This is a genomic window from Rhizobium ecuadorense, from assembly GCF_001187535.1.
GTDB classification, from domain to species: domain Bacteria; phylum Pseudomonadota; class Alphaproteobacteria; order Rhizobiales; family Rhizobiaceae; genus Rhizobium; species Rhizobium ecuadorense.
Window position 1 is genome coordinate 1 of sequence record NZ_LFIO01000796.1, and the last position, 13,034, is coordinate 13,034.

Annotated in this window: 16 protein-coding genes; 10 read left to right on the plus strand and 6 right to left on the minus strand. The window is 63.8% G+C overall.

Annotation, left to right across the window (positions count from 1 at the left end; all coding sequences use genetic code 11):
* The first annotated feature begins 189 nt into the window (after positions 1 to 189).
* From AF337_RS13980 to AF337_RS14005, 6 genes are read left to right on the plus strand one after another with little or no spacing between them, the layout of a single operon-like run.
* Positions 190 to 639, plus strand: coding sequence for a type II 3-dehydroquinate dehydratase (locus tag AF337_RS13980; protein ID WP_049732510.1), 450 nt, complete (start codon positions 190 to 192; stop codon positions 637 to 639).
* Complete coding sequence (locus tag AF337_RS13985) at positions 636 to 1,304, plus strand: amino acid ABC transporter permease (RefSeq protein ID WP_049732511.1); 669 nt, start codon at positions 636 to 638, stop codon at positions 1,302 to 1,304. Before AF337_RS13980 ends, AF337_RS13985 begins: the two co-directional genes overlap by 4 nt.
* A gap of 10 nt (positions 1,305 to 1,314) precedes the next feature.
* The gene (locus tag AF337_RS13990) at positions 1,315 to 1,956 is read left to right on the plus strand and encodes an amino acid ABC transporter permease (protein ID WP_049732512.1); all 642 of its coding nucleotides are present in this window, start codon (positions 1,315 to 1,317) and stop codon (positions 1,954 to 1,956) included.
* 55 nt (positions 1,957 to 2,011) lie between these two features.
* The gene (locus AF337_RS13995; RefSeq protein ID WP_049732513.1) at positions 2,012 to 2,776 is read left to right on the plus strand and encodes an amino acid ABC transporter ATP-binding protein; all 765 of its coding nucleotides are present in this window, start codon (positions 2,012 to 2,014) and stop codon (positions 2,774 to 2,776) included.
* Positions 2,777 to 2,818: 42 nt separating this feature from the next.
* On the plus strand, positions 2,819 to 3,886 hold the full coding sequence (locus AF337_RS14000) for a Gfo/Idh/MocA family protein (protein WP_049732514.1): 1,068 nt from the start codon (positions 2,819 to 2,821) through the stop codon (positions 3,884 to 3,886).
* A gap of 4 nt (positions 3,887 to 3,890) precedes the next feature.
* On the plus strand, positions 3,891 to 4,721 hold the full coding sequence (locus tag AF337_RS14005) for a shikimate dehydrogenase family protein (protein WP_049732515.1): 831 nt from the start codon (positions 3,891 to 3,893) through the stop codon (positions 4,719 to 4,721).
* 18 nt (positions 4,722 to 4,739) lie between these two features.
* Here AF337_RS14005 and AF337_RS14010 read toward each other — a convergent pair whose 3' ends face one another.
* From AF337_RS14010 to pcaD, 5 genes are all read right to left on the minus strand, one after another.
* Positions 4,740 to 5,786 carry a 3-carboxy-cis,cis-muconate cycloisomerase gene (locus tag AF337_RS14010; protein ID WP_049732516.1) on the minus strand — a complete coding sequence of 349 codons (1,047 nt, stop codon included), beginning with the start codon at positions 5,784 to 5,786 and terminating at the stop codon, positions 4,740 to 4,742.
* A 224-nt stretch (positions 5,787 to 6,010) separates the two neighbouring features.
* Positions 6,011 to 6,622, minus strand: a complete 612-nt coding sequence (pcaG, locus tag AF337_RS14015; RefSeq protein WP_049732517.1) for a protocatechuate 3,4-dioxygenase subunit alpha — start codon at positions 6,620 to 6,622, stop codon at positions 6,011 to 6,013.
* 2 nt (positions 6,623 to 6,624) lie between these two features.
* Positions 6,625 to 7,374, minus strand: a complete 750-nt coding sequence (gene pcaH / locus AF337_RS14020) for a protocatechuate 3,4-dioxygenase subunit beta (RefSeq protein ID WP_049732518.1) — start codon at positions 7,372 to 7,374, stop codon at positions 6,625 to 6,627.
* A gap of 9 nt (positions 7,375 to 7,383) precedes the next feature.
* Positions 7,384 to 7,782 (minus strand): 4-carboxymuconolactone decarboxylase, encoded by a 399-nt coding sequence (gene pcaC, locus AF337_RS14025; protein WP_049732519.1) that lies wholly within the window; start codon positions 7,780 to 7,782, stop codon positions 7,384 to 7,386.
* Positions 7,779 to 8,588, minus strand: coding sequence for a 3-oxoadipate enol-lactonase (gene pcaD / locus AF337_RS14030; protein ID WP_049732520.1), 810 nt, complete (start codon positions 8,586 to 8,588; stop codon positions 7,779 to 7,781). The genes pcaC and pcaD overlap by 4 nt, the downstream gene beginning before the upstream one ends.
* Positions 8,589 to 9,124: 536 nt before the next feature.
* Here pcaD and pcaQ point away from each other — a divergent pair.
* The 4 genes from pcaQ to AF337_RS14050 all read left to right on the plus strand — a co-directional run bounded on the left by pcaQ (position 9,125) and on the right by AF337_RS14050 (position 12,036).
* Positions 9,125 to 10,042, plus strand: a complete 918-nt coding sequence (gene pcaQ / locus AF337_RS14035; protein ID WP_049732521.1) for a pca operon transcription factor PcaQ — start codon at positions 9,125 to 9,127, stop codon at positions 10,040 to 10,042.
* Between the two features lie 18 nt (positions 10,043 to 10,060).
* Positions 10,061 to 10,750, plus strand: a complete 690-nt coding sequence (locus AF337_RS14040; protein WP_049732522.1) for a methyltransferase family protein — start codon at positions 10,061 to 10,063, stop codon at positions 10,748 to 10,750.
* 93 nt (positions 10,751 to 10,843) lie between these two features.
* Entirely contained in the window at positions 10,844 to 11,368 is a 525-nt protein-coding gene (locus AF337_RS14045; RefSeq protein ID WP_049732523.1) for an MbcA/ParS/Xre antitoxin family protein, read from the plus strand.
* The gene (locus AF337_RS14050; protein WP_049732524.1) at positions 11,365 to 12,036 is read left to right on the plus strand and encodes an RES family NAD+ phosphorylase; all 672 of its coding nucleotides are present in this window, start codon (positions 11,365 to 11,367) and stop codon (positions 12,034 to 12,036) included. Before AF337_RS14045 ends, AF337_RS14050 begins: the two co-directional genes overlap by 4 nt.
* Here AF337_RS14050 and AF337_RS14055 read toward each other — a convergent pair.
* The gene (locus AF337_RS14055) at positions 12,033 to 12,668 is read right to left on the minus strand and encodes an alpha/beta hydrolase family protein (protein ID WP_049732525.1); all 636 of its coding nucleotides are present in this window, start codon (positions 12,666 to 12,668) and stop codon (positions 12,033 to 12,035) included. The two genes, AF337_RS14050 and AF337_RS14055, sit on opposite strands and share 4 nt — an antisense overlap.
* Positions 12,669 to 13,034 lie beyond the last annotated feature (366 nt).

Consider the following 13,034-nt stretch of genomic DNA (forward strand, 5'->3'; position numbering starts at 1 on the left):
GACGTGCCCCGCGAGACGCTGGTGAGGGACGGAGAGATTGCGGCTTGGTCCCTTCGCCCCGTTTACGGGGAGAAGGTGGCGGCAGCCGGATGAGGGACAGGCGGCTCTCTTCAGACGAACCTTACCCATGAAGGCGGGCAGCCATGCCCGTCAACGCAACCGCCATGCCAAGGCCCTGAGGTGCGCGACATGACCAGAACCATTTTTGTGCTCAACGGACCGAACCTCAACCTGCTGGGTGAGCGCGAGCCCGCCATCTACGGCTCGACGACGCTGGCCGATATCAGGGAGAAGTGCCTGGCGAAGGCCGACAGTCTCGGCTTTGCCGTCGACTTCCGCCAGACCAATTTCGAGGGCGAGCTGGTGGAAAGCGTGCATCAGGCCCGCAAGGGGGCCTGCGGCATCATCATCAACCCGGCCGGTTATACCTTCACCTCGATCGCGCTTCTCGATGCGCTGAAGATGTTCGATCCGCCGAAGATCGAGCTGCACATCTCGAATGTTCATGCGCGCGAAAGCATCTACCACAATTCGCTGATCTCGCGCGTCGCCACCGCCATCATGATCGGTTTCGGCGCCCGCGGTTATGAGCTTGCCATCGAAGCAATGGCCGACATGGCGGGAGCAGCGAAAGCATGAATTACAAGCTGGATTTCACCCCTGTCATCGATGGGCTGCCGAGCCTTCTGCTCGGTTGTCTCGGGACCTTCCTGCTTGCCATTTGCGGGATGCTGCTGGCGATCGTCATCGGGATCGGCGGCGTTGCCCTGCGCGACTCCGCACTCAAACCCTTGCGGTGGCTGGTCATCGCCTTCGTCGAGCTGATCCGCAACACGCCGTTCCTGGTGCAGATCTTCTTCATCTATTTCGCGCTTCCGCTCGCCGGCATCCGGCTGGATCCGACGCCGACGGCGATCATCGCGCTCGGCATCAACGGCGGCGCCTACGCGATCGAGATCATTCGCGGCGGCGTCCAGTCGATCCCGAAGGGGCAGATGGAAGCCGGCCTGGCGCTTGGCCTGCACAAGGCGCAGGTCTTCCGGCTGATCATCCTCAAGCCGGCGCTGCGGGCGATCTATCCGTCGCTGACCAGCCAGTTCGTGCTGTTGACGCTGACCACCAGCATTGCATCGGCGATCTCGGCCTATGAGCTGACCTCCGTTTCCCAGCGCATCGAATCGGAGAGCTTCCGGAGCTTCGAGGTCTACTTCACGGTCACGCTTTTCTATTTCGTGATTTCCTGGGTGATGATGCGCCTGTTTGCGGCGTTTTCGGCCCGCTACTTCAAATATCCCGTCAAGTAGGAGGAATTCCATGGGTCACGATGAGTTCGTCTTCCTCCTGATCGGCCTGAAATGGACCGTGGTCCTGTCCGCCGTCGGCTTCGTCTGCGGCTGCATTGCCGGGCTCAGCGTCGCTCTCGCCCGCGTCTCGGGCAACCCGCTTCTAGAACGCCTGACCGCCGGCTATATCGCCGTCTTCCAGGGAACGCCGCTTCTGATGCAGCTTTTCGTGGTCTATTACGGCCTGGCCCTGCTCGGACTGATGCTCGATGCCTGGGTGGCCGTCGCCATCGGGCTGACGCTGCATGCCAGCGCCTATCTCGGCGAGATCTGGCGCGGATCGATCGAAGCGGTTCCGCGCGGCCAGACGGAAGCGGCAAAGGCGCTCAGCCTCCGTTACGTCTCCCGCATGAGGGATGTCATCCTGCCGCAGGCGCTGCGCATCTCGCTGCCGGCCACGATCGGCTTCCTCGTGCAGCTGATCAAAGGCACCTCTCTTGCCTCGATCGTCGGCTTCACCGAGCTGACCCGGGCCGGCAACATCATCTCCAACCAGATCTTCCAACCGCTGACGGTCTTCGGCGTCGTCGGCATCCTGTACTTCCTGATGTGCTGCCCGCTGACGATCCTCGGCGCGCGCCTCGAGCGGAAATTCGCCGCTTCGGCGCGCTGATCCGCAGCCTTTTTTCTTCGATGCGGCCTTGGCCGCCAATCCTGGAGTTCTACCGATGACCAGACCCGTTCCCCCCCAACGCGCGGAAGCCATGATCACCATGGCGCAGGTGGAAAAGTGGTACGGCTCGTTTCAAGCCCTTCACGACATCAACATGACGGTTCGCAGCGGCGAGAGGATCGTCCTGTGCGGGCCTTCCGGCAGCGGAAAATCGACGCTCATTCGCTGCATCAACCATCTCGAGACCTACCAGAAAGGCGAAATCCGGGTTGGCGGCATCGTTCTCAGCGATCAGGCCAAGACTGTCGATGCGATCCGCCGTGAGGTCGGCATGGTCTTCCAGCAGTTCAATCTGTTTCCGCATCTGACCGTGCTGCAGAACTGCATGCTGGCGCCGATGAAGGCGATCGGTGTCGGCAGGGCGGAGGCCGAGGAGCGGGCGCGCGGGCTGCTCGAGCGGGTCAAGATCCTGGAACAGGCCGACAAATATCCAGTCCAGCTTTCCGGCGGCCAGCAGCAGCGCGTCGCCATCGCCCGGGCGCTCTGCATGCGGCCGAAAGTGATGCTGTTCGACGAGCCGACCTCGGCGCTTGACCCGGAGATGGTCAAGGAGGTGCTGGATACGATGATCGCGCTGGCCGACGAGGGCATGACGATGATCTGCGTCACCCACGAGATGGGCTTTGCCCGCCAGGTCGCCGATCGGGTGATCTTCATGGCCAGCGGCGCGATCGTCGAGGAAGCTCCGCCCGCCGAATTCTTCACCAACCCGCGGCACGAGCGCACCAGAAAGTTTCTCGGCGAAATCCTGCGGAAATAAGCGGTCTCAAGGCCGATACCTCGTCAAATTCCGGAGCCGATCATGAAGCCATTGAAGATTGCAGTCATGGGGGCCGGCCTGATCGGCAGACGCCATGCCGAGCGCGTCATGTCCGAGCCCGGAACCATTCTCTCCGCCGTGATCGATCCGTCTGCGGCCGGCCGCGACTTTGCCCGCAATGCCGGCATCCCATCCTACGCCTCCTTCCAGGACATTCCCGGCGAGGACAGGCCCGACGGCGTCATCGTGGCAACGCCGAACCAGCTTCACGTCGAGAACGCCATGGAGCTTATCGCCGCCGGCACTCCCGTTCTCATCGAAAAGCCGATCGCCGACGACGTCGACGCTGCCGCAGCGCTCGTTGCCGCCGGCGAGAGGGCAGGGATACCGCTCCTCGTCGGCCATCACCGGCGCCACAACCCGATGATCCAGGCGGCCAAACAGATCGTCGACGGCGGCAGGCTTGGCCGGATCGTCACGGTGCACGGCACCTTCTGGGTCGCCAAGCCCGACAACTATTTCGACATCCCCTGGCGGCGGGAAGCCGGCGCCGGCCCGATCTTCGTCAACCTGATCCATGATGTCGACCTGTTCCGATTTCTGTTCGGCGAGGTCGAGGCCGTGCATGCGATGGAATCGCACACCGTGCGCCACCACGCCGTCGAGGACACGGCTGTTGTCTCGTTGCGGTTCGCAAACGGCGTTCTCGCCACGCTGACCGGCAGCGATGCGGTGGCCGCACCCTGGAGCTGGGAGGCGACCACCGGCGAGAATCCTGCATTTCCCCTCTATCCCAAACATTGCTACCAGATCGGCGGCACGAAGGGATCGCTCGGCATTCCCGATCTGACGCTTTGGACGAGCACGGCCGAGCCGGATTGGCTGGCGCCGCTTGCCGAGGAGCGCGTCGCCTACGAAGCCGCCGATCCGCTTTGCCGTCAGCTCAGCCATTTCTGCGATGTCATTCGCGGCGATGCCCCGCCGCTCGTGAGCGGGCAGGAGGGCCTTGCCACCCTCAGGGTTGTCGAAGCGATCAAGAGATCGGCGCGCTCGGGGCAGATGATCCACCTCTCTGACGCCGGCGCGTCTGCCGATCCTGAGAAAGTCTAGCCACATGATCACCGGGACGACCAAACTCATCGCGCACCTCGGTTATCCCACCGAGTCCTTCAAGGCGCCTCTGATCTACAATCCGTATTTCGAGAAGAACGGCATCGATGCGGTCGTCGTGCCGATGGGCTGCATGCCGGAGGATTATCCGGCGTTCCTGAAGCTTGTCTTCCGGCTCTCCAATATTCACGGCGCGCTGATCACCATGCCGCACAAGATCGCGACGATGGCGCTGCTCGACGAAACCTCGACCAACGCCATCGTCGCAGGCTCGTGCAATGCGGTGCGCCTCGATTCGAAGGGCAGGCTGATCGGCGACATGTTCGATGGCGAAGGCTTTGTGCGGGGCGTTCTGCGCAAGGGCAAAAAGGTCGAAGGCGCAAATGCGCTGGTCGTTGGCGCCGGCGGTGTCGGCTCGGCGATCGCGGCATCCCTCGCGAAGGCGGGTGTCGCCCATCTCGCGCTCTTCGACGCCAACGAGACGACCGCCACCGCGCTGCTCGACCGGCTGAAGACACATTATCCCCACCTCCACGTCACGATCGGCTCACTCGATCCGGCCGGCTTCGACATCGTCGTCAACGCAACACCGCTTGGAATGCGGCGGGGCGACCCTCTGCCGATCGACGTCGACCGCATCTCCCCCTCGACCTTCGTCGGCGAGGTGGTGATGAGCAAGGAGATCACCCCGTTCCTGGAGGCGGCCCGGGCGCGCGGCTGCGCCTTTCAGGTCGGCACGGATATGCTGTTCGAACAAATCCCGGCCTATCTCGAATTCTTCGAATTCCCGACAACGACGGCCGACAATCTGCGGGCCATCGCCAAGCTTGGTTGATGCTCGTTTCGCGTGGCTTTAGGCAGTTCCAAGCCGCTTGATATTCCCTGTCAATTCCCCCGCCAGCCGCAGCGAAGCGGCCGTTGCCATCGTCATTTGCGGCAGCAGCAGCCATTCGAGCGTCCAGGCAGCACCGGAGCGTTCCTGTTCATGGACGAGGGACTGGTGGATGCCCGACAGCGCCGTCGCGTTGAAGCGGGCGAGCGCGACCAGGGTTTCGGCGGCGACCGGGTTCTGCTTGTGGGCCATCGCCGACGAGGTGCCGCCGCCTGCGATTTCGATCTCTTGGCCTGCCTGGGCAAGCAGGGCGATATCCTGGCCGATCTTGCCGAGGCTGCCGGAGATCGACGCAAACAGGCCGGCGATATCGGCGATCGGCAGACGGCCGCTCTGCCATTGCCTGGCGTCGGTCAGGCCGAGTTCCTGGGCGAGTGCGGCGCGAACGGTTGCGGCCTGCGGCCCGAGCTTGTCGAGCGTGCCGGCGGCGCCGCCGAACTGAACGGGAAAACTCTGCTCGGTGAGGCGGTCGCGATAGGCCTCCAACGGCGCGCGCCACGCAGTGAGACGGTCGGAGACGGTGATCGGGATCGCCGCCTGCATGCGGGTATGGCCCATCAGCCGGTTGCGGCCGAACTGGCGGTCGAGCCCATCGAGCCCTGCGACGATGGCGGAAAGCCGGCCGGCGAACAGGAACACCACCGCCTTCAGCCGGATCATCAGGCTGGTATCGATGACATCCTGGCTGGTGGCGCCGAGATGCAGGTTTTTCGCCGCCTCCTCGCCGACTGCGGCGCGCAACTGCTTGATGAGCTCGGGAACGACAACACCGTCCCGTGCCGTTGCTGCCCGCAGACGGGGCAGATCGGGCGAAAAGCCGGCGCGGATTTCGGCAATCTTTCTTGCCGCTTCCGCTGGGATCAGGCCATGCGCGGCTTCCGCCCTCGCCAGCGCGGCCTCGAAGGAGAGCATGGCGCGGATATCGGCCTCGGCGGAGAAATAGGGCGCGATTTCATCGTCGCCGAGCAGGCCGGAGAGAAAGGGGTGGTCGAAGGGCGATGCGGTCATGGATTGCTCGTTTGTGGTCGTGGCCCCTCATCCGGCTGCCGCCGGGGTCGAGCCGCCGGTCTCGACCCGTCCTTCGGACCCCGAGGGGAGAAGGGATTTGGGGCGGTGTCGGCGCCTATCGGCATGTCATCTCGTCTGGCACATCCCCTCTCCCCTCGGGGAGAGGGTAGGGTGAGGGGGCTACGGGCACAAGGCTCTTCGTACAGGCCGCTGGCCAAGCCCCTTCAAATATCCAAAAACACCGTCTCGTTGGCACCCTGCAGATGGATGTCGAATTGGCAGGTGGCGCCGTCGCGGGTGGCGATCATGGTGGCGACACGCTCGCGATGTTCGATGCGGGCAAGCAGCGGGTCGGCGGCATTGGCCTCCGTCTCCTCCGGGAAATACATGCGCGTGTGCAGGCCGATATTGATGCCGCGGGCGACGATCCAGACGGTGATGTGCGGGGCTTGACTGCGGCCGTCCTTGAAGGGGACACGGCCGGGTTTGATGGTGTCGAAGCTGTAGACGCCGTCTTCACTGCGGGTCGGGCAGCGGCCCCAGCCGGTGAAATTGGGATCGGCGGCGCCGCGCATTTCCGAGGGGCTGTTGTAGAGGCCCGCGCTGTCTGCCTGCCAGATCTCGACGACGGCATCACGCACCAGCGCGCCGGCGCCGTCGAGGATGCGGCCGGTAACGGTGATGCGTTCGCCGAGCGTCTTGTCGTTGACCATCCGGGTGCCGAGATCACTGTCGTAGACGCCCGTTATGTCGCAGAAATTCGGCGTCAGGCCGATATGGACATAGGGGCCGGCCGTCTGCGACGGGGTTTCCTTGAGGTAGCCGAGTTGCTGCATGATCAGTTGCCCTCCAGCCTGTTTTCGAACATCGTCGAGCGGCGGCCGCGCAGCACGATGTCGAATTTATAGGCGCGTGAATCCATCGGGATGGTGTTGCCCCAGTCGAGCGGCGCGATCAGCTGTTCGATCGCCGCCTTGTCGGGGATGGTGCCGACGATCGGACATTTCCAGATCATCGGGTCGCCCTCGAAATACATCTGGGTGATCAGCCGCTGGGCAAAGCCATGGCCGAAAATCGAGAAATGGATATGGGCCGGGCGCCAGTCGTTGACGCCGTTCGGCCAGGGATAGGCGCCGGGCCGCACCGTGCGGAAATGATAGCGGCCTTCCTCATCGGTGATTGCGCGGCCGCAGCCGCCGAAATTCGGGTCGATCGCCGCGAGATAGCTTTCCTTCTTGTGGCGATAGCGGCCGCCGGCATTGGCCTGCCAGAATTCGACCAGCGCGCCGGCAACCGGTTTTGCCCGCTCGTCCAGCACCCGGCCATGGACGATGATGCGCTCGCCGATGGCGCTTTCGCCGGGCTGCGCATAATTCAGGATCAGGTCGTTGTCGAGATCGCCGATCATCGAATGGCCGAAGACCGGGCCTGTCGTCTCCGAGATCGTGCCGTCGAGCGAGAGCAGCGCGCGCTGCGGCGCCCGCAGCACAGAGGTTTTGTAGCCGGGGGTCAGAGCCGGCGCGTGCCAGGCGCGGTCGCGGGCGAAGAAGGCGCCGGTCTCCGGCTTGCGGTTCGGTAATTCGGACATTTTCCTCCCTCAGGCCGCCTTTTCGGCGTCCATTTGTTCAAAGGCCTGCTTGGCGATCTTGATCGCATGATTGGCGGCGGGAACGCCGGCATAGATCGCCACATGCAGGAGCGCCTCGCAGACATCCTCGCGGGTCGCACCTGTGTTGGCGGTGGCGCGCACATGCATGGCGACCTCGTCGTCCTGCCCGAGTGCCGCGAGCAGCGCGATGGTGACGATCGAGCGCTCGCGTTTGCTTAGCCCCGGGCGCGACCAGACATGGCCCCAGGCGGCTTCGGTAATCAGTTCCTGGAAGGGCCGGTCGAACTCGGTTGCCGCGGCCGCAGCACGGTCGACATGGGCGTCGCCGAGCACGGCGCGGCGGGTCGCCATGCCCTGCCGGTAGCGTTCGGAGGCGGTCTCGTTCATCGGTTGGTTCCTCCAGCAGGAAGAGATGTCAGGAAGGTGCGGATGATCGCCGTCAGCGCCTCCGGCTGCTCGACACAGGGGATGTGGGCGCAATCCGGGATGACCTCGTAATGGGCGCCCGGGATGAGCTTCGCTGTGGAAAGCACGAGATCGGGCGGCGTCGAGCCGTCCTGGTCGCCGACGATGCAGATTGTCGGGACAGCGATCCTCTTGGCCGCTCCGGTGAAATCGGCATCGCGGATCGCTTCGCAGGTGGCGATATAACCCTCGACCGGCTGGCGCGTCAGCATGTTGCAATAGCCTGAATAGGCGGTGTTCTCGGGCCGGCGGAAGGCAGGCGTGAACCAGCGCTGCATGATGGCGTCGACAATGCTGGCGATGCCGTTTTTCTCGACCGCGGCGATGCGGGCGTTCCAGCTTTCCGCCGTGCCGATCTTAGGGGCGGTGTCGCTGAGAATGAGCGCGCCGACGAGATCCGGCCGGCGCTGATAGAGCGACTGGGCGATAAGACCGCCGACGGAGAGCCCGCAGATGACCGCATTCTTGACCGAGAGCAGATCGAGCAGGCCGGCGAGATCGGTGGCATGGTCCTCGATCGATGCGGGCAGCTGGCCGACATCGGAAAGGCCGTGGCCGCGCTTGTCGTAAAGCACGATGGCGAAGTCGCCGGCAAGCCGCACCACGACGTCGCGCCAGATGCGGAAATCCGTTCCGAGCGAGTTGATGAAGACGATCACCGGCCGGTCGGCGGGCGCGCCGATGACCTGATAGTGGATCGTCACGTCGTTTATGCTGGCGAACTGCACGTCATGTCCTCATCAAGTTGGCTCAGCCGAGGGGCCGGCATTGTTTGGTTCCGCTGGCGGGAGCGCGACAACGCCGCGATGGCTCTGTCCGTCCCTCCATTCTCCGTCATGCTAGGGCTTGACCCGAGCATCCACGCGGCACCCACCGGCAGCCGCGGCATGGATCCTCGGGTCAAGCCCGAGGATGACAGAGAGTGGGGGAGGCGCCCCTCACAAATTGCACGTCACTGCCATCTTCATCAGGTCAGTTCCGCCGGCAAGCGCGTTTCCGACACGGGCGTCAAACGCCGCGAATGGCTCTGTCCGTCTCTCCACCCTCCGTCATCCTCGGGCTTGACCCGAGCATCCACGCGGCATCCACCAGCCGCCGCGGCAAGGATCCTCGGCTCAGGGCCGAGGATGACAGAGTACGGTTAGGCTTCTCGCCAAACTCGCCCATCCAATCAGAAATACTCCGACAGCAAAACTGACCGGTTGATCCGGTTAAGTAAAATGATATTTATCAGCCTTTCGATAACCCAGGAGTTATGCGAGCGATGATCGACAGTCGCGTCAAGTTTCGCCATTTGCAGACCTTTGTCGAGGTGGCGCGGCAGAAGAGTGTCATGAAGGCGGCTGAGTTGCTGCACGTCAGCCAGCCGGCGGTGACGAAGACGATCCGCGAGCTGGAGCAGGCGCTGGGCGTCGACGTCTTCGAGCGCGACGGCCGCGGCATCAAGATCACCCGGTACGGCGAGGTCTTTCTGCGCCACGCCGGGGCGGCGCTGACGGCGCTGCGCCAGGGTCTCGATTCCGTCTCGCAGGAGCAGTTTGCCGATGCGCCACCGATCCGCATCGGCGCCCTGCCGACGGTGTCGTCGCGCATCATGCCGCGGGCGATGGAGCTCTTTCTCAAAGAACAGACCTGGAGCCGGGTGAAGATCGTCACCGGCGAGAATGCCGTGCTGCTGGAGCAGCTTCGCGTCGGCGATCTCGACATGGTCGTCGGACGTCTGGCGGGTGCGGAGAAGATGGCGGGTTTTTCCTTCGAGCATCTTTATTCCGAGCAGGTGGTGTTTGCCGTGCGCGCCGGTCATCCGCTGCTCGACGCCGGGCAATCGCCCTTCTCAGGTTTCGGTGATTACACGGTGCTGATGCCGACGCGGGGTTCGATCATCCGGCCGGTGGTCGAAAACTTCCTCATCGCCAACGGCGTCTCCAGCCTGCCGAACCAGATCGAGACGGTGTCGGATTCCTTCGGCCGGGCTTTCCTGCGCTCGAGCGATGCGATCTGGATCATTTCCAACGGCGTGGTGGCCGATGACGTCGCCGACGGGCGGCTGGCGCTGCTGCCGGTCGATACCGGCGAGACCAGAGGCCCGGTCGGCTTGACGATGCGCGCCGATGCCGTGCCGTCGGCGCCGCAATCGATCCTGATGCAGACGATCCGCGAGGCGGCAGGAGAGGTTTCCTGATATAATGGAGGTGGGCCGATGGAGGGTCAAAAGAAGAATCTCGGCAGGCGGGCGACCGAGGCGACGGTGAAATTCGTCGCCGTGCTCGCGGTGATGATCTTCGTCGCTGCAGGTTCGCTGTCCTATTGGCAGGGCTGGCTGTTCTTTCTCAATTTTTCCGCCTGGATCGTTTCGACGACAGCCTATTTCCTGAAATATGACCGAGCCTTGCTGGAACAGCGGCTGCATGTCGGGCCGGCCGCGGAGCGGGAGCCGGCACAGAAGCGTATTCAGCTTTTCAACGGCATCGTGCTGATTGCGCTCTTCATCGGCTCGGCGCTAGATTATCGGTTCGGCGGCTCGGCCGTTCCGGCGTCGGTTGTGATTTTCGGCAACATCCTGGTCGCAGCAGGCTTTTACGGCTGCTTCCTGGTCCTGCGGCAGAACAACTTCGCCTCGGCGACGGTCGAGATCCGCAGGGATCAGCGGGTCATTTCGAGCGGGCTCTACAGCATCATGCGTCATCCGATGTATGCGGCGGCGCTTGTGCTCTTCATTGGCATACCGCTGTCGCTCGGCTCGTATTGGGGCTTGCTTGCCATCCCTCCTGCCTTAGGCGGACTCGTCGCGCGGCTGCTCGACGAGGAGAAGCATCTGGTAAGAGACCTGCCGGGTTATGCCGAATACCGCCGCAAGGTCCGCTACCGGCTACTGCCTGGTTTATGGTGACGCCCGAACCGGCAATCGGAATGGCAACCTCTTGAAATCTGGTTGATGTATGCCCAGATTTGGACTATGTCTAAGTCGAGACTGGAGGCTGTTATGCAGCATGCACGACGCAGGGAGCAACGGGAAAGCCTGGGGCCACAGCGACTGGACACAGAGCGGTTTGCTCCGGCAAGCCGCAAGAGGTTGAGCGCCCCTGCGCTACGAACCTTCCTGGCGATCGCCGATCTCTGGGGGCTGAGCGAAGAGCAGCGGCTGCTTGTGCTCGGCTATCCCTCCCGGTCGACCTATCACAACTGGGCCAAGCAGGCGCGCGAGCACGGAGCCTTCACGCTCGATGTCGATACGCTGACCCGCATTTCAGCCGTGCTCGGCATCCATCAGGCGCTCGGCGTGCTGTTTGCCGACGAACGCGCCGGCGTCGCCTGGCTGCGCATGCCGCATCAGGCGCCGGTTTTCGGCGGCTATCCACCGCTCGATATCGTCACCAACGGAACCCAGGACGGGTTGATGACCGTGCGCCGCTTTCTCGATGGCGCCCGCGGCGGCGTCTATATGCAGCCGAACAAGCTCGACGAGGCCTTCACGCCTTACGAAGATGCGGACATCGTCTTCCGGTGAGTGACCGTTTTGCCGAGGCGCCGCGTCCCTCCTGCCGGCTGATCCCATCGCAATTTCCGCCGATCGGGCTTTTCGACACGGTGACGCGGGCGGCCGACCTCGAAGCCGTGATGGAACTCGTCGGCTGGACCAACGACCGTCTTGTCGCCGACCGCATCCAGCGGCTGCCCAGGGATGAATGGGTTTACGGCACTGCGAATGCCAGCATCGTCATGGCCGCCTTCCTGCATGTCGCCCCCGGCGGCATGCGCTTCAACGGCCCCGATCTCGGCGCCTGGTATGCCGCCGACAATCTGAAGACAGCCGCCGCCGAGGTCGGCCATCATCTCCGGCGCGAGGCTGTCGCGCGCGGAGTGGCGACGATGGCGCGCACCTATCGAAGCTATTCGGCCATCCTGATCGGCGACTATCTCGACATTCGCGGCGAACAGAGGCTGCGGCCCGACGTCTATGACGGCGCGAGCTATGCGGTGTCGCAGATTTTGGGTGAGCAGGTGCGTTCGAGCGGCGGCGCCGGCATTCTCTATGACAGCGTCCGGCTGAGAGGCGGGGTGAACATCGCCGCGCACCGGCCGCGCAACATTCGCGATGTGGTGCAGGCAGACCACTTCGAAATCACCGTCTCCCCCACCGACCGTCGCATCGATGTCAGGAAGCTTGCAAGCTAGAGGCGTTCCGCCCAGGCCCTTGCCGTCTTCGCCATCGCAGCGAGGTGATCGGCAGCGGAGAAGCCGGAGATTGTCTTGCGCGGCTTGAGGTCGTGGTCGCCGTCCTCGAGCCAGAGGATTTCGATCCTGGCTGAGAGATCGTAACCCGGCACCTCGTCCCGCGTGCCGAATTCGTCGCGCGTTCCCTGGCAGATCAGCGCGGGCGTTGTCAGCCCCTTGAGGTGGGCGGTGCGCAGTTTCGTCGGCTGGCCAGGCGGATGGAAGGGATAGCCGAGGCAGAGCAGGCCAGCGATATTTCCGCTGCGATAGAGATCGTCGGCGATCATGCTGGCGACCCGGCCGCCCATCGATTTGCCGCCGATGATCAGCGGGCCATCGGCACCGAGCGCGGCAATCGCCGCCTCATATTCGGGATTGAGCGTTTCGGCCCGCGGCGGCGGCTTGCGGCCCTCCGCCGTACGCCGCGCCGCCATATAGGCGAATTCAAAACGGGCCACACGGAAACCGACCGTGGCGAGCGCCTCCGCCGCCGATGTCATCGATGCCGAATCCATCGGCGCGCCGGCGCCATGCGCCAGCAGAATGGTGAAGCGCGCATCCTGAGGCCCCTGCGATAGAAACCTGTCAAGCATCGGTAATCCTCCATCCCATCGTCGGAACCATGTCGATGGCCGTGACTTCTTGCTGGAAAGGAGACTGACAATGTCGACGAATGATCAAAACGTAAAGCCCGAGCAACGGCGCCCCAAAGATGTCGGCGCCGTTCCCGACAAGCCGGAGCCCGCAGACGCAGAATCGATGGCGCCGCCGGCGGTTATGCGGTGGCCGCCAGCCAGATCACCGGCAAGTCGCTTTCGGCTGTTTCCGTCACGCCTTGATGACGTGATCGGCCGAGAGGCCAAGCCGGTTGAAGACGTTGCGCGTGTCGACAATCAGCGAGGCGTTTTTTGCGAGCGTCGCATAATCCACCTTGTCGTGGTCGGTCGCGACCAGCAACA

Excerpts from the sequence above, each read along its gene's own strand:
- pcaG (WP_049732517.1), bottom strand. The coding sequence starts at position 6,622 with ATGCAGCAACTCGGCTACCTCAAGGAAACCCCGTCGCAGACGGCCGGC.
- AF337_RS13995 (WP_049732513.1), top strand. The coding sequence starts at position 2,012 with ATGACCAGACCCGTTCCCCCCCAACGCGCGGAAGCCATGATCACCATG.
- AF337_RS14055 (WP_049732525.1), bottom strand. The coding sequence starts at position 12,668 with ATGCTTGACAGGTTTCTATCGCAGGGGCCTCAGGATGCGCGCTTCACC.
- AF337_RS13985 (WP_049732511.1), top strand. The coding sequence starts at position 636 with ATGAATTACAAGCTGGATTTCACCCCTGTCATCGATGGGCTGCCGAGC.
- AF337_RS14010 (WP_049732516.1), bottom strand. The coding sequence starts at position 5,786 with ATGACCGCATCGCCCTTCGACCACCCCTTTCTCTCCGGCCTGCTCGGC.
- pcaQ (WP_049732521.1), top strand. The coding sequence starts at position 9,125 with ATGATCGACAGTCGCGTCAAGTTTCGCCATTTGCAGACCTTTGTCGAG.
- AF337_RS14000 (WP_049732514.1), top strand. The coding sequence starts at position 2,819 with ATGAAGCCATTGAAGATTGCAGTCATGGGGGCCGGCCTGATCGGCAGA.
- AF337_RS14040 (WP_049732522.1), top strand. The coding sequence starts at position 10,061 with ATGGAGGGTCAAAAGAAGAATCTCGGCAGGCGGGCGACCGAGGCGACG.
- AF337_RS13990 (WP_049732512.1), top strand. The coding sequence starts at position 1,315 with ATGGGTCACGATGAGTTCGTCTTCCTCCTGATCGGCCTGAAATGGACC.
- pcaH (WP_049732518.1), bottom strand. The coding sequence starts at position 7,374 with ATGTCCGAATTACCGAACCGCAAGCCGGAGACCGGCGCCTTCTTCGCC.
- AF337_RS14045 (WP_049732523.1), top strand. The coding sequence starts at position 10,844 with ATGCAGCATGCACGACGCAGGGAGCAACGGGAAAGCCTGGGGCCACAG.
- AF337_RS14005 (WP_049732515.1), top strand. The coding sequence starts at position 3,891 with ATGATCACCGGGACGACCAAACTCATCGCGCACCTCGGTTATCCCACC.
- pcaC (WP_049732519.1), bottom strand. The coding sequence starts at position 7,782 with ATGAACGAGACCGCCTCCGAACGCTACCGGCAGGGCATGGCGACCCGC.
- AF337_RS13980 (WP_049732510.1), top strand. The coding sequence starts at position 190 with ATGACCAGAACCATTTTTGTGCTCAACGGACCGAACCTCAACCTGCTG.